This is a genomic window from Rhizobium sp. BR 362 (assembly GCF_036528765.1).
GTDB lineage: Bacteria > Pseudomonadota > Alphaproteobacteria > Rhizobiales > Rhizobiaceae > Rhizobium.
Genome location: NZ_JARWGH010000001.1, coordinates 370,891 through 395,234, shown reverse-complemented (window position 1 = coordinate 395,234; position 24,344 = coordinate 370,891). Strand labels below are relative to the sequence as shown.

Below are 24,344 nucleotides of genomic sequence, written 5' to 3'. Positions count from 1 at the left end.
CCTTCTAATGAAAATTCCGGCTCTTCACCTTCAGCTGATCGATATGAAGGTCGGGAATGAAAGAGTCTCGTGACTTCATTCCTTGGTCCGATGGCTCCCGGGAATCCGGCCTGCCAGGCGTTCCATGGCCGAATTCGTCACCCCTCCCGGTCGGCAACCGGAAATCCAGATCGCGATCCGCAAGCCCGGTTAGGCTTCCCGACAGGTCAAACAGCTGCTGGGCAACCAAATGGACGACATCACCTTCCCTCTGGATGCGCCCATTGATCGCTATCATCGAGGCCCCGAGCGCGACGCGTCTCGACCGCTCGAACAGCTTCGGCCAGATGACGACATTCGCGACACCGGTCTCGTCTTCAATCGTCATGAAGATCACGCCTTTTGCGGAGCCGGGCCGCTGGCGAACCAGCACTAGTCCGGCCGCCATAAGCCACCGGCCATCGCGAACAGACATTGCTTCCGCACAGGTGACGACACGACGCTCCGCCAATTCCTTGCGAAGGAAACTGACAGGATGCGCCCGCAGGGTCAGGCCGGTATGCCCGTAATCGAGGACGACGTTGTGTCCCTGCGTCATCTGGCGGAGTTCGACCGTTGGCTCTTGCTGCTCAGTAATCGTCCTTGACTCGCGCTCGGCGGCAGCAGCAAAGAGCGGTAGCGGCTCGTCTCGGAGTGCCTTGATCGCCCACAGCGCATCACGCCGTTCCAGCCCAAGGGACGGAAGAAAGGCATCCGCTTCCGCTAGCTCCACCAATGAAGCTGCGGGCACACCAGACCGTCGCCACATGTCGTCGACACTGTCGAACGGCTGATCAGCACGGGCGGCGACGATCCGAGCCGCATCCGCCGTTGCCAGGCCTCGCACCATCCGCATGCCAAGGCGGACGGCATGACGGTCCGAGCCATCGATAGCTTCGAGCGTGCAATCCCATCGTGATTGGTTGATGCAAACCGGTCGAACTTCGACGCCGTGCTCCCGGGCATCCCGCACGATCTGTGCCGGTGCGTAGAAACCCATCGGTTGCGAGTTTAGGAGCGCCGCGCAGAAGACGTCCGGGAAATGGCATTTGATGTAGTTCGACGCATACGCGATCAGGGCGAACGACGCAGCATGGCTTTCGGGAAAGCCATAGCTGCCGAAACCTTCGAGCTGGCTGAACGTCTTTTCGGCAAAGTCTGGTGTGTAGCCGTTGCGTATCATGCCGGAGACGAGCTTGTCCTTGAAGCGCGAGACGCCACCGGTAAACTTGAAGGTCGCCATGCTTTTGCGCAATTGATCGGCCTCGCCGCCCGTAAAACCGGCACAGACCATCGCGACCTTCATCGCCGACTCCTGAAACAGTGGCACGCCAAGAGTCTTGCTGAGGACTGCTTCCAATTCTGGCGTAGGATATTCGGGCTTCTCCCTGCCCTCTCTGCGGCGCAGATAAGGATGCACCATGTCACCCTGGATCGGACCCGGACGGACAATCGCAACCTGAATGACCAAATCATAGAAGGTCCTTGGCTTCATGCGCGGCAACATCGACATCTGAGCCCGGCTCTCGATCTGAAATGTACCGAGCGTGTCCGCCTTGCGGATCATTGCGTAGGTTGCCGGGTCCTCCTGTGGGATCGTCGCGAGATCGAGATCGATACCCTTTTCCTGGTCGAGGAAGGCGAAGCTCTTGGCCATGCAGGTCAGCATCCCGAGTGCCAACACATCGACTTTCATGAATTTGAGCGCTTCGACATCGTCCTTGTCCCATTCGATGACCTGACGGTTGACCATCGATGCGGGTTCGATGGGCACCAGGTCGTCAAGACGATCATGCGTGAGAACGAAGCCGCCGGGATGCTGCCCAAGGTGACGTGGGGCTCCCATGAGCTGCTGGGCAAGCTGGAGCGTCAGCGCTAGCCGCCGGTCGTCAGGATTGAGGTTGAGGTCCCTGACCTGCTTTTCGCCAACGGCTTCTGACCACGCCCAAACGCCCGACGACAACGCTTTGATCAGATCCTCCGGCAGGCCGAGCGCCTTGCCGACATCCCGGATCGCGCCCTTTGTCCGGTAGCGCGTCACCGTCGCGCAGAGCGCCGCCTTGTGATGGCCGTAGGTTTTGTAAATCCACTGGATGACCTCTTCTCGGCGCTCGTGCTCGAAGTCGACATCGATATCGGGCGGTTCATCGCGCTCTTGGCTGACAAAGCGCTCAAACAGCAGGTCGTTGGTATCCGGATCGATGGAGGTGACGCCGAGCACAAAACAGACGGCCGAGTTCGCCGCAGAACCACGTCCTTGACAGAGAATGCCCTGGGACCGGGCAAAACGGACGATGGAAAAAACGGTCAAAAAATAGGGGGCGTAGCGCATGGTCTCGATCAGCGCCAGTTCATGGCGGATGATTTTTTCCACGTGGGAAGGCAGCCCCTCTGGATAGCGGTTGGGCACGCATTCCCAGACATAGTGCTCCAGCGATTGTTGGGCGGTCATGCCCGGGACAATAGCCTCCTCCGGATATTGATAGGTCAACTCTTCCATGCTGAAGCGACAGCGCTCGACGATCTCCGTCGTACGCGCGAGCGCCTCCGGATATCGGCCGAATAGACGCTCCATCTCTTCCGGTGGTTTCAAAAATCTGTCGGCGTGCCGCTCCCGCTCGAATCCGACGTCGTCGATTGTGGTCCCCGTACGGATGCAGGTGACGACGTCCTGCAGCTGGCGGCGACCGGGCTCGTGGAACAGGACGTCGTTGGTGACGACGGTCTTGACCCGGTGCCGGACTGCCATGTTGGAAATTTCGTGCAGCCGCATCTGGTCGTTCGGTCTTCGACGCAGGCATAGCGAAACATAGGCACGGTCACCGAAAACCTCAGCCATCTTCCGAAGCTGGATCGCACAGGTCTCGTCCGGAAGGTCCGGCACCAGGATGCCGATCAGACCTTCCGCATAGAAGGCGACGTCATCGAGGCTCAGGATGCAGTTGGCTTTACCGCCCCGCCCCTTCCCGAGCGTCAGCAACCGCGTCAGCCGCGAATAGGCCGCTCGATCCGTCGGATAGGCCAGGATCGACATGCCATCCTGCAGATCAAGCCGACAGCCGACAACTAGCCGCAGTCCGGTCGCACGAGATGCCTCCAGCGCCCGCACGATACCGGCGAGCGAATTGCGGTCGACGATGCCGAGCGCCTCGATACCCAGTGCCTTTGCCGTCGCAAACAGCTCATCAGCCGATGAGGCTCCACGGAGGAAGCTGAAATGAGTGGTGACCTGAAGCTCGGCGTATCTCATCCGAATACCCCGTGAAGGAACCAGCGATGCGAGCCGGTATCGAGATCAACGCCGTCGCCAGATCGATAAATCCAGTAGCGCTCGCCGGTATCGTCCTCGACGGTGAAATAGTCGCGAACGGCAGCCCATTCCGATGTGCGTTGCCACCATTCGCCGAAGATGCGCTCGGGTCCGTCTGCCCGCTTCACACACCGCCGTTTGCCGCGCCAGTTAAACCAGACGGGTGGATGGTCAGGCAGCAGAGCCATGACCTCGATCAGTTCGGGCCGATCCATCAATCTGACCGGGCGAGGCCAGACCATCGGCCAGGTTTGTCCAACCTTGGCGGCAACCGCTGATATGCGTTGGACTGATCGTTCCGGAACATCGCTGGCGACAGGCGCAAAGCGATAGATGCGATAGGTTCCCCGGTTGCCCAAAACATCGACGAACGCGCCAACGTCGACAGTGGCGTCCTCGACCAAGCTGGATGCGATTTGGTTGTCATCCAGTGGCTCGACCATGGTGGCGGCGAGGCTGAGTTTCTCGATGCCGAAACCGGGATCGATGCGTTCGATGCGATCACGCAGCAGCTTCGTCAACCAGGTAGCGTCGCGCACCGGTTTTGCCGTCCCCGCCCTGAGTGCCTGGATCGTGTTGTCGACACGGTGAATGATCAGGTCGGTGCGCCGGACACCCAACCCCTTTGCCTGGAGTTCCAGACAGAGCTTCGTTACGAGCCTGGAGATATATTTTCCGATGGTCTCTGCAGCTCCAATGGGCTCAGCAAAGGCGCGATGGACTTCGATGATCTCGGGACAACGGATCGGATCAATCGGCTCAGGAACCCTGCCGAACATCTGGTCGAGACGACGACCGATCTCAGGACCAAAGCGAAGGGCCAATGGCGCACGCGGTGTCGCGGCCAGCTCGCCGACGGTTTGGAAGCCAAGCGTGCGCAGGCTGATCACCGTCTCGGCACTGAGCCGCAGCGACGTAAGAGGAAGTTGCGCAACCGCCTCTGCCGTTTTCCCTGCCGGAATGATCCTCGTTTCAGTCATCATGGAGCGTGCCAGCCCGTATGCAGCTCCCCAAGTGTCGGCAACGACGGCACGAGCTTGCAGACCCCGTGCACGAAACCGGTTCACGAGACCCGACAGCATCAGCTCTTCGCCACCCTGAAGATGATCGGCTCCTTCGGTGTCCATCACGATGCCATCCGGTGGATCAGCTGCCACGACCGGCGAATATTGCGACAGTGCCCAAAGCGTCAGCCGTTCGAGCGCCGCACGATCAGCGCCGGGATCGGCATCAACCATCTGGAGACCCTGTACCAATGCCTGCGCTTTGGCAGCGGGCGTGCCGACGTGCAGACCGACCCTGGCAGCATTCACGTCGACGGCTGACAACCAGCGTTTCGAACCGCTCCGTGCAACAACGACAAGCGGCGTCTCAACCGATATGGACGGATCGGCGCGTCTGATCCGATCCGTTGCCAGCGTCGGAAAGAAGACTGATACGACCCTGGGCATCGCATGCACCTATTTCAAAATCCGCATTTTCACCTGCCTTGACCCTGATCAGCTCCGCCAACCATCGCGCCCGGCCGACACCTGGCACCGGAAGCGGTTCGGACGGCAGGACCGATATTCGCCATCGCGTTGCTGCTGCCGTTGGATGCCCGAAATCCCCCGCCTCAGTCTGGCGTCGCCATCGTCGGATTATCAGGCCGATGGTGCCGGAGCCTTCGGCGGCCAGCTGCAGACGGCGCGAAATCACCATCGGCAAACGCACCGTTTCGGCGACGACCGCGCCCAGTCCCCCGAACCGCAAGGCCTCCTCTAAGGCTTCGAGGACGTATTCTTCCTTGATCGATTCGACATAGATGACGCGATCCGGATGAAGGCCGACCTGGGCCAATGCGGGAGCGAACAGGTCTGGACGAGCCAGACACCAGACGACCATGCCCTTCGTCCGGGCAGCGATCCCTCCTACGAACATGGCTGCGGCGGCTCCGTCCATAGCTCCGGCACCGCCACCGGCAAATTCATGGATCGCGCCATATGCCAAGCCTCCGCCGGGAAGCCGCTCGTCGATCTCCCGCACGCCAAATGGCAGGACGGTTTTCGGCCGGGCGGCCGTACCTTCGAGATGCTGGATGCGATCTCGAAGCTCAGTGACAATCAGGTTCGCGCCGTACTGCGCCATTCGGAGCCTTCTTCAAAATCGGGTTTTCATCTCGTTCAAAAGCGAGTACGTTCCCTATTTGTTCCAAAGCGGGGTATGAGTCAATGTGCATGCAAAGGCGAGCTGATCATTGGACTGCAACTCGGCCGCATGCCGCTGACGTCGAGGCTTTGTAGATTCAACAGCTTAATGACCCGCCACGCCCACGCCGGTGTTAAACAACGGGAGAAACAGGTGATGGACAATGTGATCGCATTTGAAGGCGAACGGCAGAAACCAGAAGGCACGCCCTTCGGCGTCACCGCCCAGGAGCGGCGCATCACATCGATTGGGTCCAATATCGAGTTCGCAAAAAGTGAACTGCAGACAGTCCAAACCTATATTGACGTCGTCTACGCGGGAAGGATCATGGTGACGGCGGATGATGGGATCGAATTGCCGATCAACTCGCTGGCGCACCTTGGGAGCGTCCTTTCAAATTACGAGCAGATGCTGTTCGATCAGATCGCGAAGCTTGAATATGAGCAGGAGATGCTGCTCTTCCCGCCGGATGAAAATGAGATTCCGGATGATAATCAAGACGTCTGAATAATTCTGGGCGATTCAGGGCACGCGAAACTTAGACGTGCGACGATTAGCGTTAAGCCTTCAGCTACCCATGGCTGCTAGTCACAGACAGAATACGCGTCGCGACATTAATGGGGATAAAATGCAGCATCTTCCGAAAGCAAGCGCTCTTGTCGTCGCGGTCACGCTCATGGCCGCTCCCAGTCTTTCCCTGGGCGGCCAAAAGGCAGCCAGTCGCGACGACACCGCGCGATATGGACTGATATTCAACCTCGCCTTCCACAGCGCAAGAATTGACGACAAATGTCATGTGCTTTCGGTCAAAGAGCGTCGGAAAGTTGATGATACGCTCGATGACCTAACATCTTCCAATAAGCTCGGCGTTCTCAAGCAGCCGTTGCTGAGTGGGCGCAGTCTGTATAAGCCAAGCTGCGCCGATACGGATTGGGTTCGTGATTGGCGGAATTACGCAAAAACCGGCTATTTGCGCGAGAAGTAAGCCGACAAGCGAACGAGACCGTGGGCATCGATGACCCGCGTTGATCTTCCGGGTCATCCCAGAATTCCGAAACTGTGCGCCATGGCTTGCCCGAAATGCGTGTTCGCCAAATCGTCCGAGGGACGCGCCGTTCCTCATTTCGGAATGCCTTGTAGAAAACAAAACGGCGGCAATGTTCATTCGCTGAAATCGTGGCGGTCAACGAGTGCCTCAACGGCCTGCTCATACTGCGTGCGCTCGAATTCAAACGGCCCAAAGCCCGCATAATTCCGGCTTGGTCGGTGCGGTTGCCTGAACCCATGCCATATCACCTTGTCCTCATGCAGGCGAACATGGCCGATGAGCGGCCAGCATCCCACCTCGCCACATTCACACGACAAGACATAAATTTCGCCCTGTTCACCTGCCACGGGCTCCTCCTGACCAAGGAAGTAGCTTGGCAGGGGACCGAAGCGGTAGAATGAGGGTATGAGCCCGCCATAGCCACCAGCGGGATCGCGGTAGCCAGCGGCTTCTTCGAAAGCGGCCGCAAGCCGATCTAATCCCACGCCATCCACGCAGGGAAGGATGGCTACAGTGTGCTCGCCTGTATTTTCAAACGTGAAGCTGAGAAAATTCGTCATGCACCACGCATAGAGCCAGAAGCGCTCGCGGTCGAGGCGAAAGCACGACAGCCAGCGAGCAGTTCGCCTAACCAATCGCCGTCGGCCGCGCACCAACGATCCCTCCTCTATCGGTACCAACGCATCAAGCGGATGCTTTCGGATGTACCGCGAGGACGTCGAGGAGCTTTACGAGATGGCCCAGCCGGGGACGCGTGTGATTGTCCAGCGGCAAACGAATGTCGTCATTTTCCGCTTCGCTCCCCTCCCTATCCAGAAATTCAGGTTTTATTGCCGCTAGTGTCCGACAACATTACTACCGGACACTAGGGATTTTGAAGCATTTGATCCCGATTTTGTTGAAAACATCAGATAAAAGACGAACCCCGCCATACTACTGATTGTTTTTCAGACTGACATGCAATTCACTGGCCACCTTGATCTTACAGGTGGTCCAAATGCTGGCTGAAAACGGTCGTCCTCTTAAGCAATATCGTGGCGCACGCTTCTTCAAGAGCGACCTGCAGATGCAGACACCCTTTGATACTGGCCACTGGGTCGGAGAAAAGCATGGCACTGTGGAGGAAGCCGCCGAAGCTTACATCCGGCGATGTTATGAGGTTGATCTTGAGATCATTGCCTTAACAGAGCATAATTTCGTTTCGAAGCAGTACCTGCCTGTTTTCCAACAGATGGCAAAGAAACTCAGCGGTGAGTTTGGCTACGAGCTGGTGATTTTCCCAGGTTTTGAATTCACCGCAAATGTCGGCAAAGGTCTTCATGTCCTGGCCATTTTTGAACCGTGGGCCGACGTTGATCAAATCGACCACATCTTGACGGAATGCGGCGTTCCTCACCCACGACAGAATGGGGCTGGCCAACACGAGAACTCGACTAAATCACTGGATGAAATCATCCGGATCGTGCAAGCGCCGACCGAGAATGGCGGAAAACGCGGCCTCGTCATCTTACCGCACATTCAGTCCAATTCCGGCATCTTTGATGACGATAAAATCGCTGAATGGCTCCAGCAGAAGGAATTCACCAATTCAGAGCTATTGGCGGTCGAGGTTCCGAAGTCGCCCAGCAAGATGAGCAAGGCGTTCCAAAAGCTATTCGGAAACGGCGATGATTGCTTGCCTGCATGGAAACGGACACGTTCCATCTGCTGTGTCATGTCCTCGGATGCGAAAACGCTCGTGGAAAACGACCAGTCGGGCAACGCAATCGGCTCCAAATTTACCTGGATCAAGATGAGCACGCCTTCGATTGAAGCGCTACGTCAAGCTTTTCTCGATCATGAATCGCGCATCCGCAGATCAGATGAGTGGCCAACTCGTCCGGAACTCGCTCACACCCATCCACATATCGAGAGTGTTCGGGTCGGCGGCGCGAAATTTCTGGCGGACGAAGAAATCTATCTCAGCCAGAATTTGACGACACTCATTGGCGGACGTGGCACAGGCAAATCCACCCTAGTAGAATATCTTCGCATTGCCCTCCAGCAGGAAGCTGCGCTTGGAACGGACAAAAACAGTCAACTTCTCTCAGATTTCAACAACGTTCGGGACACACTTGGCTTACCTGCGTCACGCATCGACGTGACCTACAATAAGGGTGCCGATTTCAAACATCAGAAGTTAAATCTGGTCGTGGCCAACGGCGCAGCCGAACCGATAGACCCAAGCTACGGAGACATAAACACTTACCTGCCTATCAAAATTTATAGCAGAGGCCAGATCGAGGCGATTGCGAATGATCCACAGAAACAGGCCTCAATTATCGATGACCTCATTTTGGCTCCACTGGAAGCGCTAAAGAATGAAGAACGCGACGTCGTTAGACGGCTGCGCGATTTGAATGAATCCCTCCGCCAGGAACCCGAAATAGCGACCGCCCGAGCAAAGCTGGTTGCGGACATCTCAAACCTCAACGCACAGATCGAGGCGATCAAGGGAAGAAGTTCTGGCCTCGAAAAGTGGTCGAAGTGGAATGCTGAAAAACAATTTCTGCTGGGGCTGGAAAGTTCGGCGACTGAACACGTCGGGCGTTTCACCGCCGTCAGCACAGCAAACACGTTCGTCTACAAAGATGCTACCGCACCGGGCGACAATCCTGACTTCCTTAAACAATATCGGAATGACGTCCTGGCGATAATCGGCATGCTCCATGCGGATGTTGCGGAGGCTATCGAAAAGGCCAAGAATAGCCTAGCTGCGTTGGCGGTGAATGAAGCTCGGTCAAATTGGCAAGCGGGCTTTGAAAAGATCGATGCGGAAAACAAAGCCACGGTTAAAGAACTCGCAGATATGGGCATAAGTTTTCAGGCTTACGATGATCTGTTTCGCCGTCGTGAAACGGCCCAGGCACAGCTTGATATCCAGGAAAAACGCTTGGCGGAGATAGTTTCAAATCGGGAGGTGTTCAGCATCACGTACAGAGACGAACTTCTGGACGTCTGGAAACGACAATACGCTCTGCGAAGCAGCATGGCGACGCGACTGAATGAGCAAGTAACAAAAACCAAGGTTGGTACGCCGACCGTTCGGTCCGAAATCACCAAGTATGGCGATTTTAAAAGCTTTGCCGAGCTTATGGCCTCGCACCATAAGGATAAGCGGGTAGTGAGCCAGACCGACTGGGAAGCGATGCTGAAGGCCGCCTTCGATATTGCGCAGAAAGAAGATTGTTCCCCACTCGACGTGATCGAACGCTGGGTAAAATTCGGCAGCGGAACTCCACATGACTTTCCGGCTGAAGAGGTGCAACCGAAAAAACGCACGTCTCTTACCGAGTGGCTGAACGAGTACGATATCAATGACTTGCGCACCCACCGCATCGCTGACGCTGTCACCGTTAGTCTTCATCGACGAGACGACGGGAAGTGGGTGGGTGACTTGGTGGGACGGAAGCTTTCCGCTGGTCAGAAAGCGACCACCGTACTGTCGTTGCTGCTTGCCGAGGGCACATGCCCGATCATTATCGACCAGCCAGAGGATGACCTAGACAACGAATTCGTGTTCGAACAACTAGTTCCGATGCTTCGAAGCAGCAAAGAGAAGCGGCAAATTGTCGTCGTGACCCACAACGCCAACGTCCCAGTAAACGGCGATGCGGAGTTAATCGTACCGTTGGAGGTCCGCGATAGTCGCGGGACCCAGAAGCTGGTGAAAAATGAACTGGCTGTTGGCGCGTTGGACCGGCATCCTGTTCAGCGTGCTGTCGAATTAATTCTGGAGGGAAGTTCCGAGGCTTTTAGACGACGCCGCGAAAAGTATGGCGTGTAATGCAGATGGGGAGAAATTCTGCGATAACCGCACCTGTTCCCATGGATCGATCTACAGAGGCGTTACGGCTTTTACGGGGCTGACAACCGGCTGTTCGAAGAACCCGCCTAGCACACCGAGATCGCTGAAGTCGGCCCGCCGAATCTCATTCAGTGACTTAAGAATAGTTGGCTTCCGGGTGGATCGACCGACTAGCTTCCGATGCTCAGGCTCCCGATCCCTGATGAAATCGAAGAACCCTGGCTGAGGCTCCTTCGCCAAGGCTTTGGGCACCCATTGGCGGTCGCGATCATCATATGCAATCGCGAACTGCCGAGCCTGACGAACCACTTGACGGTTGTTATTTCGCATGAAGCCCCCTACCCCGTCACGGAACAATCGGGCGATAACCCCACTAGAATGGGCAGCCATGAAGATCGCCTGCGGGCCGATAGGCACTGTGAGTACGGCGTTCCGGGACTTGAAAGGATAATCTCGTCTCACCGGACGGTCGGACGTAAGCAATCGGTGTGGGTCGTCCAACTGTCTGACCTCCCAATGCATGTTCGCAATTGTCGTGGAGATTTCGTTTTGGTCGGTCATATGAGGCATAATCTTCATGCCCAGACGCTTGCCATAATCTTCTCCCATCGAAGCGATATATTCCTTCAGCGTAGGCCGTGCGTGTACGCGCATCTCTGGAAATTCTTGGAAGAGCTGTTGATATCGCACCTCCATCCTACAGCCGTTATTCGGCAAACCCGCGTATGGTGGCGAAGGCCATATTAGGCATTTTACGCATTTCCATTCGTCCGGAAGGCTCTTATAGAACGAACCGCTGCTCCAACGCTAATGGCCGCGACGATGATCACCGAAGTGATTGGGTTGTTCTTGAGCCATCGCGGCCATACATCGACGCGGGTATCTTTATCTTGCTTAACATCTGCCACTGCCTGCCCCCAGCTTAACTATGACGTAATGCGTGTATTGTAGCTGAAATTCGCAATCTTCTCGCAAATAATTTCGCGTCGAGATTCAAGGTATGGCCAGCGGCGAGTCTACGCTTGGGCTTGGGCTCGATCAGCTTGCCGACTTCGGAAGGGACTTCGATCTTCACGAAAGACGCGCTTCGACCTCAGCGCTTCAGTATACGAGAAGCAACCCCACCCAGCCTCGCAGTTGACATTCGGCCAGCGAACTGTGCAATCAATACGGGTAAAGATTAAGAGAGCTGAAGTTGTTTATTAAAACTCCGAGATCGCGACCGGGCGAGGTAGATTTTCCACGCGTCCTCTATGTGCGGCTTACGCGCCTCGATTATCTGAGTGATAGCGAGTACAAGCGTGCATCCATTGAGTTTGACGGAATCGATGCCGAAAAGGTTGATGGAATAAAAGATATTGAGGAAAGACTGTTTACTGAGTCCTCTCATCAACCATTCGCGTTGATCCGTATCATTACTACAAGAAGGCGCTTCGAAGAGGTGTTGGGCGCTCCTCCGGTCGTAGGCACATGGTTCCGGCTGAGGATCGAACCACAGGGCGCGGGTTTGATGACTTGGCAGGCCCAGATGGGACCGGACGGTTACTATGCGCAAAGCAGAATGTCGACGACCGGCGGCGGACCACTGCTCGATCCTTTGGAACCTCCTCGTGGTCCTTCGCCAAGGTCTCTTGGGGCAGCAGTAGCTAAAGAGCCGTTGCCGACAAGCATTGCCGAGCTTTCAAACCGTCTCGCGGTGGGAACGGATTGGAGCATTATTGAAAAAATCCTGCAAGCGGTGCAACCGCCCGAAGAAATCGTTATCCGTGACGTGGGTCAAGCCAGTTTCGCATCGTTCCTTAATGCTTCGGACCAATCGTATCTTCATTTCGACACCGGCTTGCCGGTTTCTTGGAATGCACATACGGCTCCCAAAACGATTGACATAACTTTCGCGAACGACCAGGTGGTTGTGCTTTCTCACTGGGATTGGGATCACCTGCACGCCGCCTTCAGCATGAAACAGCTTCTGGACGCAAAATGGATTGTGCCGAGCCAAAGGCTCGGCCCAGGGGCCGCGCGTCTTGCTATGGCAATTGCAAAAAAAGGCAATCTGTTCGTTTGGCCAGCGGGCAAAACGTTCAATGGCACGCACATGTCGATAGCGGAATGTGCTGGTTCGCTCAAGAATGCAAATAACACCGGCTTGGCGTTACGCGCAAAATTGCCAAGCGGAAGAGAGGCATTGCTATCCGGTGACGCCGACTATTCAAACATTCCTGCGAGCTTGAAAGCTCCCGTCGACTATCTGTTGGTAACACACCACGGTGCAGCAATGGCCCAGGGGAGCACGCCCATTGGCCGAGCGAGCAGAACAGGCTTTGCTGCAGTCTCCTATGGTGCAGGAAATTCCTATCGGCATCCACATGACGCGACAAAGCAGCATCACACTTTGGCCGGTTGGGGCCATTGGAGAACAACGGCACGTCGCCCTTTAAGGCCCAGAGGTAACCGTCACTTCACTTGATCGGCTTCAACGGGAATCCAACAGTTCTCAAGCAGAGGACGAAGAAATGGTCACCAGCGATGGTGACCGACCCAATCGGGGAAGCCTGCTGACGATCAGATCGCCGAGAAGAAAAAGGCGCTGCCGCCAACGCCCCATGCCGCGAGATTTACCTGTTTCATATTCCAGCGGTAAGGTGTTGCGCCCATGCCGAAACCGTTTCAGCCAGCGCTAAAATATTCGCATAGACTTTATCTGGACCAGCAAGCACCCACGCTGCTCCGACTGGGATAGCCCACTTGATCGCACTATCGATGGCTGTATCAGCCTTGCGGCCCAACCACGCTAGAATTGAACCTGCAACGACCTTCAGCTTCGAGGCCTGAGCTTCAAGCTTAATAGGGTCTGGCTGGGACTGATCAACCTGGTTCCGTAGCTCTACCGTCACTTGCGCAACCAAGCGAATCTCGATTGGCGATATCGGGTCTGGCTCGACAAGCTCCGGTGGATGGTTATGGCTCCTTGGTGGCAGATTCTCTCGATACGTTTGAAGCGAAGCTTCCAGGCTCTCAATTCTTGCCAGCAACTCCTGATGAAAATCCCTCGGTACTCCGCTTGAACCAGCGCCGCTCAGAACTGACTCGGCAAACCGAAAGTTCGAAAAGTTTGAGGCAGCTGAACGCAAGCTCGGGGCACCAACCAAAAGTCTCCGCCCTTGCTCATCGGTAAGAAAGCGGCCAGCTCCATCAGTCAGGTATGCCTCTCCTTCCGGGGAAGGGTCTGTCCGGCGAATTACTGTCCTGGTGTACTCGTCGCCGCTACCAGCCTGGTTCCAATCCTCGTCTTCACCCGACAAGTTCCAGTCTTCGTCCTGCGCATAGTCTTCTCGCCTTGCCTTGGGTGCCCAATCAAAAAGCCCCTCGCGGGTGATTTCCTCTGCAGCTTCGTCAATTGAGGCCTGATCGCTAATGTCTGAAAATTCGTCGCCTATCTGCTCGCCAGCGTCATAAGGGCCACCCCAAATCCATTGGTAGCCTCCTTCCGCACTCTCGTAGGGCATTCGAACGGCTGGGTCCTCATAGTTCTCATGAAACCATTGAACCATCGCCTGCACTTTCCGATGCTTGGAAAGCTTGCGAAATTGTGAGGGCGTAAAGCGTTCTTCATCTATAAAGTAGGCGCGTCGGCCATCGTTTGGGCGCTCGGCGGGTTCTAGGAATTCAAAGTCATCATCTACGAAATTCGATATATCTGGAAGCGGCTCGTCAATTGAGGACAAGCCGTCATCACCCTCATCCTCTTCATTCGAGGATGCTTTGTCTGCCGTCGCAAAAGCACTACCGGCAAAGGCGGAGCCGACGAAAGCTCTCCCTAAGCCGATCCCGTTTTCAAGCTTCGACGCACTTCGCTCACGAGGACGCGCGAAATCGTCTTCGTCGGGCTGATCAAAGGCATTTGTGCTGAGTTCACGATAAAACTCCCCCGCCCTTACGCGGAGCCGATCCAAAAGCTCGCGATCTGTTTCCTCGTCAAAACGGACAAAATAGCCCACGGTGAAACCGTCGTTGCTATCTATGCTCTCAATTTCCCACTCGGCTTGATCCAGCAGATCGGGATCAACGTCCCACTCTGCTGCGATAGCTTTAGCCTGCCCGTCTTCATCCAATGCCACTTGCACGCCCTACGTTTCGCCAACTTCCTATATTGAACGATGTGTCCCCATTGTCCTTTCAGTCCCGGCTCGTTTCAGACTGGCGTATCAATGTCGCCTTTTCCCGGCCGATACCTACTCGATTGCCTGCGAGCCCGCCTAAAAGGGCCATGATGCCAAGAACAATCCACCACCCAGCGAACGCTGTGCCAAAGATAGCGATGCCGAGACTCGGAATAAACGCTGTGGTGAGGATAAGCGCGACGGCTACTCCGATTGTCGTCCAGCGTCGCTGCGCGGTCCTCCACGCAAATCGGACGAACATCCGAAACATGAAGAGCGACGCGGCGCGATAATCGAATTGCATTATATTCCCCCCTACTTACGTACGATTGTGCCCGTATCTGCTAACGCAAACAAGAGAAACCCACGATGGGTCTATCAGTTTGGTTTCGGGTGTACGAGGTTGCAGAGCACGATGAGATCGGGCAGTCGGAACCCGAGCATCCTGAGATGGTGAAGAGTTAGGGCTCTCCTGGTGCGGCTAATAGCTACGACTTACCCTTGCGGGATAAGTGAAGCTGCGCTTCCTTTTGAAGCGTGCTCTCCCACGTTTTCAAACCCAGCTCCTCAACATCTGGGAGATGTCCCATCACCTTAAAGACAGCACCTTCTGCCTGTCGGCATAAAAACTTGGTGCAACGGAGCGGGTCTCCCCGTTCATCACGGAAGTCAACGCCCAATACGAGAAGAGCCAGGACAGCTTCATCATCTGTCATCTGACCTGTGGAAAACCGGTCCTCGAATTCGTTGGCGCGAGACTGCACGCGCAACCACTCGGGCATCCCTGCAATCAAGCTTTCAAAATTATCGGGATATTTGAAGTGGGTGTCTTCTTCGGTGATGCCGAAGAGCTTCGTGGAAAGGCGGTCAATGTGTTCTGCTAGCTGCGGTGAAGCTTTGCCATTCCTCGGCGGATTCAACAGAAACTTGCCCTCAAGTTCCGAAACTCCTTCGAGGCTTCTAATTAAAAGGAGCGAGGCACCGACCTGAGCAATTGCAGCGTCTATTTGCGATGTTTTGAGTTTCCATTCTGCATAACTGCTGGCCATATGCGATCTCTCTAAAGGACGGGCAATCATACACTCGAAACCGTGCGTCTCGATCCACACGCCGTTCGCATCCACAGCAAACTGCGTTTCATAACGCGTTCCACTTTCCAAGAGCAGTTCATCCCGCTGGTCGAGATCGCAGCTCAGATGGAAAGCGCCCGCTATTTCCATTTCGCTGACCACTGACGAAGTTCCGCCTTCGCCTTTTCAGGCCATGATTTTACGGAAGGGTTCACCTTGATTTTCTGCCCCGACGGCTTCCAAGCGAGATAAATCGTGCTTGAAGCAAGATCGGCTACAACGAAGGCTTCCTGACCGTCGCGCCAATTGGAGGTGGTGCACTATTAATAAAAAATTAAGCCCTTCTGTTTAGGTTATGGTCATTAATCGGAAACTGATCATGACGACCACGACTTTGATGCGAGTTGCCGGGATTTTCCTGATGATTCTATCACTTCTAAAAATCGCCCCATTCGGGCTCGACCAATATCTTCCAATTGGGGGAAGCGAGGCGACCCAACTGGCTCTGATACTGGGCTTCGCATTTGTCGCCTCGGAAGTGGTCGACCTCATGCGGGGGTCGAAATGACCGTAAAAAACCGCATCTCGGTTTCGTTTGATGACGCAGAATTCGAGATTCTAGAGCGCCTGTCTTCACACACGCAGAAGAGCAAGGCGGAACTCATCCGGACGATGGTGGAGGAATTCCTGCGCGATAACCCCAACCGGTTTCGTCTTAAAACGGGAACGTCAAGAGAGACAAATATTCTTCTCGACCACGGAACTGACGACAACTGACTACGCAAGCACATTCCGATACAGCGAGTCGGCAATTCATATTGGCGGCCTCATCAACCTGCTCCAACGCTGCGCAAGATGAAAGCTTCGCGTTTGCGCCGGTTGCTCACACCGCGCCACTTGGCGTATTCAAAACCGCCGGGGCTCTAATCGCCGCTGGATGAAAGTTCAGTGGCACGTCAGTAGGTCTCTTCACCGCGTAGAGAGAGTGTAGATTGGGAATACGGCGAACCGCCGTGGCCCAAGCCTAGAAGCCGCGAGCGGCAATCCGAAACGACTACCACTACGCCGTCTCCGCCTGCCGCAGCAAATCAATGAAGTCCGAAAGGACCTCGATGGCTTTTTCTGGCTTCTGAGCCAGGAGCAACTGGTTGGCCTCGGCAAGTTGAGCTGCGTTGAAAACTTGCGATGCGAACTGCTCGGTAAGCTCCGCAATGGATCGTTCACGATCCTCGACAGACCGCTGCTCGATGCGCCCGTCCTTGGTCATCCTTCGCTGCAGAATTTCGTTAAGGTACGGTCGCAATGACATGGGATGGGAGTGCCCCATAAGCTCGACAGCCATCACCAGGACTTGCTGCTCCCATGCTTCCGAGCGGTTGACGGTGATTCCTTGCTCTGCCAGACGGTCGAGCTGCAGCTCGATGACAGTCGTGATGTACCGAGCACGCAAACGGTGGATGTTTGCCTTCTCGATGCCCGCTGCGCGGAAGAGCTGACCAGCTATGCGGGTCACGCTATCGGCCGTGATCCCCTCACCTGCCTCGGACAGAAATACAAACTGATCGTTGGATAGCTTTTTACCAGCATTGTTCCGGATGATGTTCAGGCGCTGCGTGTCACCATAGATGAAGGCAACGAGCTTCAGCACAAGCTGTTGATTTATGCGCAATCGGCCGTTGCCCTGGTTCTTGCGGACGATTTCGACTTCGAGATAAGGCTTGGCATTCTTCCCAATGTACGGACCAAGTTCTTGCGGCGTCGGAAAGTCACTGACCTTCAGCTGCACGATCTCGCTGACGCGAGCGCCGGACTCCAGCGCCACGACCAGCATCAGCAGGTTACGAGCTGAATTCCGGCCCTCCTTTTTCGCTTCTGCGAAAAGTTGGACAACCTCATCGGGGGTTGGCGTGTGTCGAGAGCCATAGGAACTGTGGACACCGCCATCGAGCAGCCCCGAGACCCACTTGATGTACTTCTGCCCGTTCGGGAGACGAAGCTCAACTTCTTTTCCTGAGAGCGGAAAGATATAGTCCTCGGGAATTCCGGTATAGTCGTGCTTCGGTCTGGTCTGAACATGGTATTTCAGGCGGCCAAGGGATTCGGCCCATTTATAGAAGTCATGGACGACGGATATGCAGTAGTTGCAGCGGCCTACCGAAACCTTCTGGCTCTTCTTCAGATTCTGCCAAGCCAACAGAAAATCGTCATTTACCTGGCCGTGCGGGACACGGTGCGCTCGCTGAAAGCGCCGGAACATGCGCAGGATCTTGACAACCTCCTCGACACTGGAAGTCTTGTTTTTCTCCCTAACGATAAGATGTCGAGCGAAATCTGCGACCCACTCGTCGATGCCATCCCACCAAATCAGTGTTGGTACTGTGAATGATCCTTTCTCGATCTTCAAAGATACCGGCATGATGATCGAATCTATACGCCGACGGAATGACACGACATTGGGGATATCGTCCTCGACAGTCGTGCGCGGAGTGATCGTCGGTCGCTGCTGCTCTTCCCAAGTGACGAGCGTCGTTCGCAAACGCGCACTCGTGCTCAGCGTGTTGACCGCACAGCCGATCTTCTCGGCAAACCATTGCCTAGAGAAGCGACTATTATAGCTCGGAATTTCAGCAGGATTGCAGCTCTTCAGAAGGCCTTCCAGACGCTGATGATAGACTTTGCTAAGCGCGGTCGCCGAAGCCATGTAGCTACTCCACTAACTGAAGGACGCCGCTTTTCGACGTCAACATTCGCTTCAATTGCGCATTCTCAGCCTCAAGCTCTTTATTGCGGCGTTCCAGCTCTTCGTTTCGAACCTTTTGCGTCCCTAGATCGATCTCAATTCGCTCCATCTTGTGGCTCAATTGATGATATTTCTGGGTCGTCGCGTTCAGCATCCCCGTGAGGGCTTTCGATTCATCCTCGGCAGCAACACGACGAGCCTTCTGCGTGGTGTAAACCCGTGCGGTTTTTTCGCCCTTCTGTTTGGCCGTTGCGGCAACCGCCTTCTCCCGTTGAACCTCGTCGAACGGGCGAAGCTTTTTGAGAAGCTTCGCTATCCGCGTGACGACCTCCCCATGATCTTTCGACTTGGTATTCCAGTCGCGTTTCGAAGCTACCGCGAAAATTCCGAACTCGGGGCAGGACCAATTATGAGCGGCGCTCAAAGACTTCTTGAAGTCGACGCCCAAAGGAACGCCAGTTTCAACCCACTCCTCGTACCTAACCACCATCGCTTCGAGACGTTCCGCTACGCTAAGCTCAGCCACCGCCTACCCCCTTACAACCTACGCACCTACCAAAATGATCATGCAACCGTCAGCGTCTCGCGAAATTCGCTGAGGGTGACGATGTTTGCTGCTTGCAGTTCGCCGAAGATGGTCGGACCATCATCGTCAGCGCCCAGGTTCGGCCTGAGAGCCTGAAGCTCATCGTCGAAATAGCTGACATTTTCAGGACCGATCAGAGCCCATGGGCACCCCGGGCACACGGTGGGCCCAGCCGCCGCGTAATCGGGACCCACCGCCCCGTCCTCGAAACCAGTCTTCTTACGGCAAGCTGCTTTAGAGCAGCCGCTGGCAGTGCGCGGGCAGCAGCACGTCACCCAGGGTTTGGGTGTCACGACCACGCTGCCTTTTTCCATCTGACGAATGACTGCCTGAGCAAGGAATTCGGGGATGATCTGAACGTCGGAGAACTTCTCGCGAAGGCGCTTCACTAGCTTGTTCAACCGCTCGCCCATAGGTCCCGAGTAGACGCTCTCGCCCGACACGAGGTCCTTGACGATTTCGACGCGGAAGTTCCAAACCTCACGCGTCCATTCCTTGGCATTCTCCGGGTCCAGCGTCACATAGTCGTTGGTCATTTCCAGGTTGAAATGCCGGAGATGGTGCGACAGGCTTTCAAACTTACCCTTGTACCGCCAGATATAGAGCACCGCGAAAAAACGCCGAAACTGGCGTGGCTGCCAGGGCCAAGTCAGGCTATCGCCGTTGTCATTGGCGTATTCGACAGCACCTACGGCACGAGCAAAATCGTTGATCTTACCCTCGGGCGCTAAATCCACGATCTTGCCGGAAACTGGGTCAAGGTAATCGAAAATGAGCGCGTTCGGATCGCCCTCGCCGTCAGCATTGAATGAAGAGAGAACCTGAACCGCGCGAGCCACGATGTTCGGGATTGGTATCCAACTCCGGGTCCTTTGAGTTTTCTCGATGTAGCATTTCATCCACCAGCCATCGGCCTCGTTTCCTTCAAGGCAATCGCGCTCCAACATCTTGATCTCTTCGGTGCGCCGGGCCGTAAATGCCGCAATCAAGACGAAGCACGCCGCCGCGATCTGGCTGATGCGCGGCCTCAAGGCTTCCGCATCCGGGCGGAAAACTTCTCCGTTTTTGCGTACATCGAGGTTGGCTTTGTAAGCAGCCTGGACGGCATCGCTATTGTTCGCAACAAATCGAACCGACTCCTCCAGCAGTTTCATGACCAACAAGGGAGGTGCTATCGGCGTCTTCGTCGTGCGAGCGCCAAGGTTGTCGGCCCGCTTCGCGGGTCCTTCCGGGAACGGCCGAAACCTGATGGTAGGAGCCTCGATATAATGTCGAAGCGCATATAGAGCGTCGAACAAAGTCGTGACCAACTGAATGTTCTGAACAGTGATCGGGTCCTCTCTGAGATCGGCCACCGACTGCTTCAGCTCGCCATTCAATCGAGCAGTCGCAACTTCGACCTCCGAGTTGATCTCAATGGCGGCCCACTTCTTCGGTAGATTGAAGGCTAGGCGTATTGCACCGATATTGAATTGCTTGTTTTTGGCCAACGCGTGTGGGATGTCTTCCCAGGACGAGTAGGCACCAAGTTTTTCTTTTACGATGGCAGAGGCCCGCAGCAGACTGTCGAAACCCATAGCCGCTTCTTCGCACAACATGTCGATATCGAAGGACGTCAGGCTGGCAAATGAATAGAACCCGCGAACGGTCATCCCATAGCAAATCCGCAACAAAGTCTTTGCGTACTGCGCATGCCGTGCGCCGTCGTCGATGCGTGTGTAATTGCCTGCTCGGAGCCAGAATACCAGCTCCTTGAACGTGGCATAAAGATTTGTGTGTTCGATAAGGGACCGACCGTCCGCCATCGGAACGTCGAATTTGACCGTCTCGTCCTTACCCTCACCTGCCCCGTCCCTGAAGGTCCATTCGTGGATTTCATAAGGAGAACCCAGCCAGCTGCGGCGACGGCTTTCGTAATCGAAGCTATCAATAGTCTTAAAAGATGCGGTCTTGAGTGAAACAGCCATCAGAACAGCCTCATGGGCACAAAATTGGGGTTTGCCAGCATTTTGCTGGAGATTTCGGTCGCGTCAGACCAGACATCAGAAAACGACTGGCGCATCTTCACCTCAACCGCATCGCAGAAGCACAGCCATGGAAGCCATACCTTCTCCCACCGCTCGGGCTGGTCTCGGACCCAGTCTCCTTCCACGAGCCTTAGAGAGTGCTGCCAAAGTTGAAGGATCGCGATCTCTTTGGGTATCGCGATCAAAATGAGCTGCGGACAGCCCTTGACGCAGTCCAGGGACTGGCAGAGCTTCCCTTCGTTGCCAGGCTTGCCGTACCGGTCGGCACACATCGTGCCCAAGCCGGTCCGCATCACCGCTTCGACGCGACCAGCCATCTTTTCTTCATCCACACCAAGGAACGAGTGAACATCCTCGATCTTCTGGATGACGACAGTTTCCATCGAATACTGGAACAGCCGAATGTCGGTGTCTCGCAGGTATCGGATGGGATACTTATTGATGTATCCCTCGTGAACCTGCGCCCCGTGTTGCCCCATCGCTTGCGACAAGCCGGTCTTCGAGTCGGACTCAAGTGCTGCCTTCAAGAGGATGGACGGCCGCAACATATTCGGCGTCAACGGAAGACCAGCTAGCTCTGGAACCGACTGCGTCAGCCGCTTGAATTCGGCCCGGAAGGTCCACTCCTCGATCAACTTCAGGGTTTCGTTATTGCCCTTGCATAGAAAAAGCTGATTACGGTCTTCGACAGCAATTCTGGAGTTGCCTGCGAAGGCCTCCCGCAGCCAGTTCATTCCCTTGATAGCGTCACAGCGATCTGGGAGGGTAACGAAGATTGGCTTTCCGCCTGCCCTCGCCTTGTAACCCGTTACCTTGCTATGATTGGGCTCCTCCGACGGCTCGATGCTGTCACAATACAGCGTTCGTCCGACCGATACATTGCTGCCAGATTCTAGCATGTAGAGTGTTATGGTAGCGGCCACCGCCTCTTGCATCGGCAAGAGGTAAGATTGGAGCAGCGTCCCGCCACCGTAGTCGAGCGCCCGCTTCTGAAAGAATTGACCTTCTTCGCGGCCCGCTGCCTTACTGCTGGGGTAGATGGAATTGTACCGCTCGGCCACAACTCGCAGCAGGTTCGCAATGCCTTGCTCTCGGTTAGCTTCATCGCCCGGAAAATGCTCGCGGAGCAGTTGGACGCGCTGATATTCGTTAATCCGCCCCTTTCTAAAAAGGTCTTGCAAAACGCCGCCGGGGTCACGGCCAATACGAAGAAGCTCTCAACCGCGATCCCAAAGTGCTCGACCTTTATCCAATAACTTGATCGCGGCGGTCTTGATCAGATCAAGACGACGGGTCAATACGTGGAGGATAACCTTCGCGGGGTTTTCCGCTGCCTTGAATTCGTGGTTCTCCAGCTCTGCTCTCAAGACGCGATTGAAGTCGCCCTGGTCCAGCCCGGTGATCTCGATCTGACGAACCTCAGCGGCCTGCTTTAGCATTGACGTAGCAAAGTGAAGATAATCGTCTACGTGGGGGTTTTTCGGTTTCCCTCGCGTCGTCTCCGTCACTTCCGCAACTGAGCGCAAATGGTTCGGATTATCTTCACGAAATGCTATGAGCCCTAATTCGTGCGGCGGGAAGATGCCGTCGTTGCTGAAAATCTTGATGACGCTGTTCGTCATCGTCAGCTTTCCATTCCGGCTAGGAATGTGATCGTACCGCTCAACAAGGCTGTCACGATACGCTTGGGTGGTGAGGGTAAACTCCTTCGCCAGGTTTCGTGCGTTCACTCCGTTTGAAAGGCCCTCCAAGAGCGCCACGCACGCCGCCGACTTGTTGGTTGCTATAAAACTTAGAAGTTCGGTCGCGGCGGAAAATGCGACCTTAGCATTGTCTTTTGTCGATTTGCGATAACGCCGTTCGAAGCTCTCCTTAAACCGAGTTGCGAAGGAAGCAGACCATCCTAGCTCGATGAGCGGATGGCATTTGAAGACACGCCCGCCGACAGAAGCAAGAAATGGATCGCTTTTCAGTCTTTCCTTGAACTTCAACTCCTCGCTTGCGACAACCTCGACAAAAGGCGGCCGCAACAGCGTGTCTCTTGGTAAATCCAGTAAGTTGGACAGCTCCGTCCTATCAAACGTCTGCCCATCTTTGCCGACGGGTGGTTCCTCCAACAGTTCACGAAGCCTACGCAGTTTTTCGACAATTTCCTTGGGTTGATAGCTCGTCTCGGCGACACGCTTGTCGAATTCCTCGATAAGCTCTGCCAGGCGAGGATATCGGATTAGAAGCGTGTTGGTTTTCGCAAAACCAAACTCACTAAACATTTGGATGCGGCTGACCTTGCCGTCGCGAATGAGAAGCGTGCCCTGATCAATCTGTTGCTCCAACCATTGACGTATGGCGGGAATTTTAGCTTCGGTGACGGACTCTTTGCCACCGACTTCGTTTTCGTAGTCTTCCAGTATTTGTGCGTACATCGTTAGTGCAGTTTGGCTGAGACCAAGCCGCCCCGTGATCAGCTTTCGACTGATCTTGCCTCCTCTACTTCTTTCCAGGCCGCTAGAGACAATCTGCGCATTCAGAATTTGCACAATCTCATTTGCCGTGCTCTTCTCAGGGTAGTGCTGATGTTTCGATAGGTTCGGATACCGCGTGACTACCTGTCGGCTCGCTTCGTCAAGAGGACGAATTTGATCAGGCATCGCCCCGAATCTTGGAAGCTCTGGCAGCGTTGCGACAGGCTGAATGATCTCAAGTACAATTTCGTAATCGATGAGGATGTCCTTGAGGGTGGACGAGAAAAGGGTATGATTTACACACAGTCGGCTCGCCATTTCGCGTCGACTAATCAACCTTCGGTCAGTTGTGGACCGTGGGGTCGTATTGGTTTCCAGACATTCGTTCAGCATCTCTACCAATCGGGCTTTGGTCGATCCCGGTTTGTAAGACTGATGACCCGTAAGCGTTGGGAAACGGTCGATAAGGCCCGCGCAGAAGGCGTTCACGCTATTAATGTCATTATGCGGATGGCCGAAGGCGTCGTTTGGCGCTAGCGGAGGCGAGGCAACCGGGAGCCGATGCGTTTCAGCGCTATCTTCAGTCAGGCACTTTTTTTTCGCCTCGTCAGGCTTGACGAATGCGGTCACGGGATCGGAAACGACATATTCGAGATGGTCGGATAGCTCTTCGAGGCTCGCATCAGCCATTTCGAAGAGCGACAGCTGCCCGTCATCGACTAGCATCGTACCGCGTCCTGATTTCGAACCTTTTTTAGGCATGGGATCGCCCTTCCCCGTGATTTGCGTGCCACGGGTAGTGTTGAGTTGTTTATTTTCGGTATCGGAGAACACGCGGTTTCAACCACTAGACGCTGCTATCCAGCCGCCGCCTACTCCGTCAGGGGTT

General features: G+C 55.2%; 19 protein-coding genes and 1 pseudogene. 7 read left to right on the top strand and 13 right to left on the bottom strand.

Annotated elements, in window-relative coordinates; translation table 11 throughout:
* Positions 1-4: 4 nt before the first annotated feature.
* From QDY28_RS01890 to QDY28_RS01880, 3 genes are read right to left on the bottom strand one after another with little or no spacing between them, the layout of a single operon-like run.
* Positions 5-3,268 (bottom strand): error-prone DNA polymerase, encoded by a 3,264-nt coding sequence (locus QDY28_RS01890; protein WP_331380005.1) that lies wholly within the window; start codon positions 3,266-3,268, stop codon positions 5-7.
* Positions 3,265-4,779: a Y-family DNA polymerase gene (locus QDY28_RS01885; protein WP_331380004.1), complete on the bottom strand. Its 1,515-nt coding sequence runs from the start codon at positions 4,777-4,779 to the stop codon at positions 3,265-3,267. Before QDY28_RS01885 ends, QDY28_RS01890 begins: the two co-directional genes overlap by 4 nt.
* Positions 4,700-5,407, bottom strand: a complete 708-nt coding sequence (locus QDY28_RS01880; RefSeq protein WP_331380068.1) for an ImuA family protein — start codon at positions 5,405-5,407, stop codon at positions 4,700-4,702. The genes QDY28_RS01885 and QDY28_RS01880 overlap by 80 nt, the downstream gene beginning before the upstream one ends.
* Between QDY28_RS01880 and QDY28_RS01875 the strand changes: the two genes are divergently transcribed.
* The gene (locus tag QDY28_RS01875; protein WP_331380072.1) at positions 5,297-6,022 is read left to right on the top strand and encodes a hypothetical protein; all 726 of its coding nucleotides are present in this window, start codon (positions 5,297-5,299) and stop codon (positions 6,020-6,022) included. The genes QDY28_RS01880 and QDY28_RS01875 overlap by 111 nt on opposite strands.
* A 121-nt stretch (positions 6,023-6,143) precedes the next feature.
* Positions 6,144-6,500 (top strand): hypothetical protein, encoded by a 357-nt coding sequence (locus QDY28_RS01870; RefSeq protein WP_331380003.1) that lies wholly within the window; start codon positions 6,144-6,146, stop codon positions 6,498-6,500.
* 176 nt (positions 6,501-6,676) lie between these two features.
* Here QDY28_RS01870 and QDY28_RS01865 read toward each other — a convergent pair whose 3' ends face one another.
* Positions 6,677-7,123, bottom strand: a complete 447-nt coding sequence (locus tag QDY28_RS01865; RefSeq protein ID WP_331380002.1) for a hypothetical protein — start codon at positions 7,121-7,123, stop codon at positions 6,677-6,679.
* A 91-nt stretch (positions 7,124-7,214) separates the two neighbouring features.
* Here QDY28_RS01865 and QDY28_RS01860 point away from each other — a divergent pair.
* Positions 7,215-7,334, top strand: a pseudogene (locus QDY28_RS01860) (L,D-transpeptidase); the annotation flags it as partial.
* Positions 7,335-7,560: 226 nt separating this feature from the next.
* Positions 7,561-10,389 carry a TrlF family AAA-like ATPase gene (locus QDY28_RS01855; protein ID WP_331380001.1) on the top strand — a complete coding sequence of 943 codons (2,829 nt, stop codon included), beginning with the start codon at positions 7,561-7,563 and terminating at the stop codon, positions 10,387-10,389.
* 51 nt (positions 10,390-10,440) lie between these two features.
* On the opposite strand, the gene QDY28_RS01850 is transcribed toward QDY28_RS01855, so the two are convergent.
* On the bottom strand, positions 10,441-11,064 hold the full coding sequence (locus QDY28_RS01850; RefSeq protein ID WP_331380000.1) for a hypothetical protein: 624 nt from the start codon (positions 11,062-11,064) through the stop codon (positions 10,441-10,443).
* 541 nt (positions 11,065-11,605) lie between these two features.
* Here QDY28_RS01850 and QDY28_RS01845 point away from each other — a divergent pair.
* Positions 11,606-12,877, top strand: a complete 1,272-nt coding sequence (locus tag QDY28_RS01845; protein ID WP_331379999.1) for a metallo-hydrolase/oxidoreductase — start codon at positions 11,606-11,608, stop codon at positions 12,875-12,877.
* 157 nt (positions 12,878-13,034) lie between these two features.
* On the opposite strand, the gene QDY28_RS01840 is transcribed toward QDY28_RS01845, so the two are convergent.
* The 3 genes from QDY28_RS01840 to QDY28_RS01830 form a co-directional block, all read right to left on the bottom strand.
* The gene (locus QDY28_RS01840) at positions 13,035-14,528 is read right to left on the bottom strand and encodes a hypothetical protein (protein ID WP_331379998.1); all 1,494 of its coding nucleotides are present in this window, start codon (positions 14,526-14,528) and stop codon (positions 13,035-13,037) included.
* Between the two features lie 58 nt (positions 14,529-14,586).
* On the bottom strand, positions 14,587-14,874 hold the full coding sequence (locus tag QDY28_RS01835; protein WP_331379997.1) for a hypothetical protein: 288 nt from the start codon (positions 14,872-14,874) through the stop codon (positions 14,587-14,589).
* 184 nt (positions 14,875-15,058) lie between these two features.
* Positions 15,059-15,802, bottom strand: a complete 744-nt coding sequence (locus tag QDY28_RS01830; protein WP_331379996.1) for a hypothetical protein — start codon at positions 15,800-15,802, stop codon at positions 15,059-15,061.
* A 217-nt stretch (positions 15,803-16,019) separates the two neighbouring features.
* Between QDY28_RS01830 and QDY28_RS01825 the strand changes: the two genes are divergently transcribed.
* Both QDY28_RS01825 and QDY28_RS01820 read left to right on the top strand, forming a co-directional pair.
* Complete coding sequence (locus QDY28_RS01825) at positions 16,020-16,208, top strand: hypothetical protein (RefSeq protein WP_331379995.1); 189 nt, start codon at positions 16,020-16,022, stop codon at positions 16,206-16,208.
* Positions 16,205-16,417 (top strand): ribbon-helix-helix protein, CopG family, encoded by a 213-nt coding sequence (locus QDY28_RS01820; RefSeq protein ID WP_331379994.1) that lies wholly within the window; start codon positions 16,205-16,207, stop codon positions 16,415-16,417. The genes QDY28_RS01825 and QDY28_RS01820 overlap by 4 nt, the downstream gene beginning before the upstream one ends.
* A gap of 283 nt (positions 16,418-16,700) precedes the next feature.
* Here the strand turns inward: QDY28_RS01820 and QDY28_RS01815 are convergent, their stop codons facing one another.
* The 5 genes from QDY28_RS01815 to QDY28_RS01795 are packed head-to-tail and all read right to left on the bottom strand — an operon-like array spanning position 16,701 to position 24,289.
* A complete protein-coding gene (locus tag QDY28_RS01815) occupies positions 16,701-18,341 on the bottom strand; it encodes a tyrosine-type recombinase/integrase (protein ID WP_331379993.1) in 1,641 nt (546 codons plus the stop codon).
* A gap of 4 nt (positions 18,342-18,345) precedes the next feature.
* Positions 18,346-18,906 (bottom strand): hypothetical protein, encoded by a 561-nt coding sequence (locus QDY28_RS01810; protein WP_331379992.1) that lies wholly within the window; start codon positions 18,904-18,906, stop codon positions 18,346-18,348.
* Between the two features lie 38 nt (positions 18,907-18,944).
* A complete protein-coding gene (locus tag QDY28_RS01805) occupies positions 18,945-20,933 on the bottom strand; it encodes a hypothetical protein (protein ID WP_331379991.1) in 1,989 nt (662 codons plus the stop codon).
* Positions 20,933-22,174, bottom strand: coding sequence for a hypothetical protein (locus QDY28_RS01800; protein WP_331379990.1), 1,242 nt, complete (start codon positions 22,172-22,174; stop codon positions 20,933-20,935). The genes QDY28_RS01805 and QDY28_RS01800 overlap by 1 nt, the downstream gene beginning before the upstream one ends.
* Before the next feature lie 36 nt (positions 22,175-22,210).
* Positions 22,211-24,289: a hypothetical protein gene (locus tag QDY28_RS01795; protein ID WP_331379989.1), complete on the bottom strand. Its 2,079-nt coding sequence runs from the start codon at positions 24,287-24,289 to the stop codon at positions 22,211-22,213.
* Positions 24,290-24,344 lie beyond the last annotated feature (55 nt).

Coding starts and splice junctions, on each gene's coding strand:
- QDY28_RS01890 (WP_331380005.1), bottom strand. CDS start 3,268: ATGAGATACGCCGAGCTTCAGGTCACCACTCATTTCAGCTTCCTCCGT.
- QDY28_RS01885 (WP_331380004.1), bottom strand. CDS start 4,779: ATGCCCAGGGTCGTATCAGTCTTCTTTCCGACGCTGGCAACGGATCGG.
- QDY28_RS01875 (WP_331380072.1), top strand. CDS start 5,297: ATGGATCGCGCCATATGCCAAGCCTCCGCCGGGAAGCCGCTCGTCGAT.
- QDY28_RS01870 (WP_331380003.1), top strand. CDS start 6,144: ATGCAGCATCTTCCGAAAGCAAGCGCTCTTGTCGTCGCGGTCACGCTC.
- QDY28_RS01865 (WP_331380002.1), bottom strand. CDS start 7,123: ATGACGAATTTTCTCAGCTTCACGTTTGAAAATACAGGCGAGCACACT.
- QDY28_RS01855 (WP_331380001.1), top strand. CDS start 7,561: ATGCTGGCTGAAAACGGTCGTCCTCTTAAGCAATATCGTGGCGCACGC.
- QDY28_RS01850 (WP_331380000.1), bottom strand. CDS start 11,064: ATGCGCGTACACGCACGGCCTACGCTGAAGGAATATATCGCTTCGATG.
- QDY28_RS01835 (WP_331379997.1), bottom strand. CDS start 14,874: ATGCAATTCGATTATCGCGCCGCGTCGCTCTTCATGTTTCGGATGTTC.
- QDY28_RS01825 (WP_331379995.1), top strand. CDS start 16,020: ATGACGACCACGACTTTGATGCGAGTTGCCGGGATTTTCCTGATGATT.
- QDY28_RS01820 (WP_331379994.1), top strand. CDS start 16,205: ATGACCGTAAAAAACCGCATCTCGGTTTCGTTTGATGACGCAGAATTC.
- QDY28_RS01815 (WP_331379993.1), bottom strand. CDS start 18,341: ATGGCTTCGGCGACCGCGCTTAGCAAAGTCTATCATCAGCGTCTGGAA.
- QDY28_RS01805 (WP_331379991.1), bottom strand. CDS start 20,933: ATGGCTGTTTCACTCAAGACCGCATCTTTTAAGACTATTGATAGCTTC.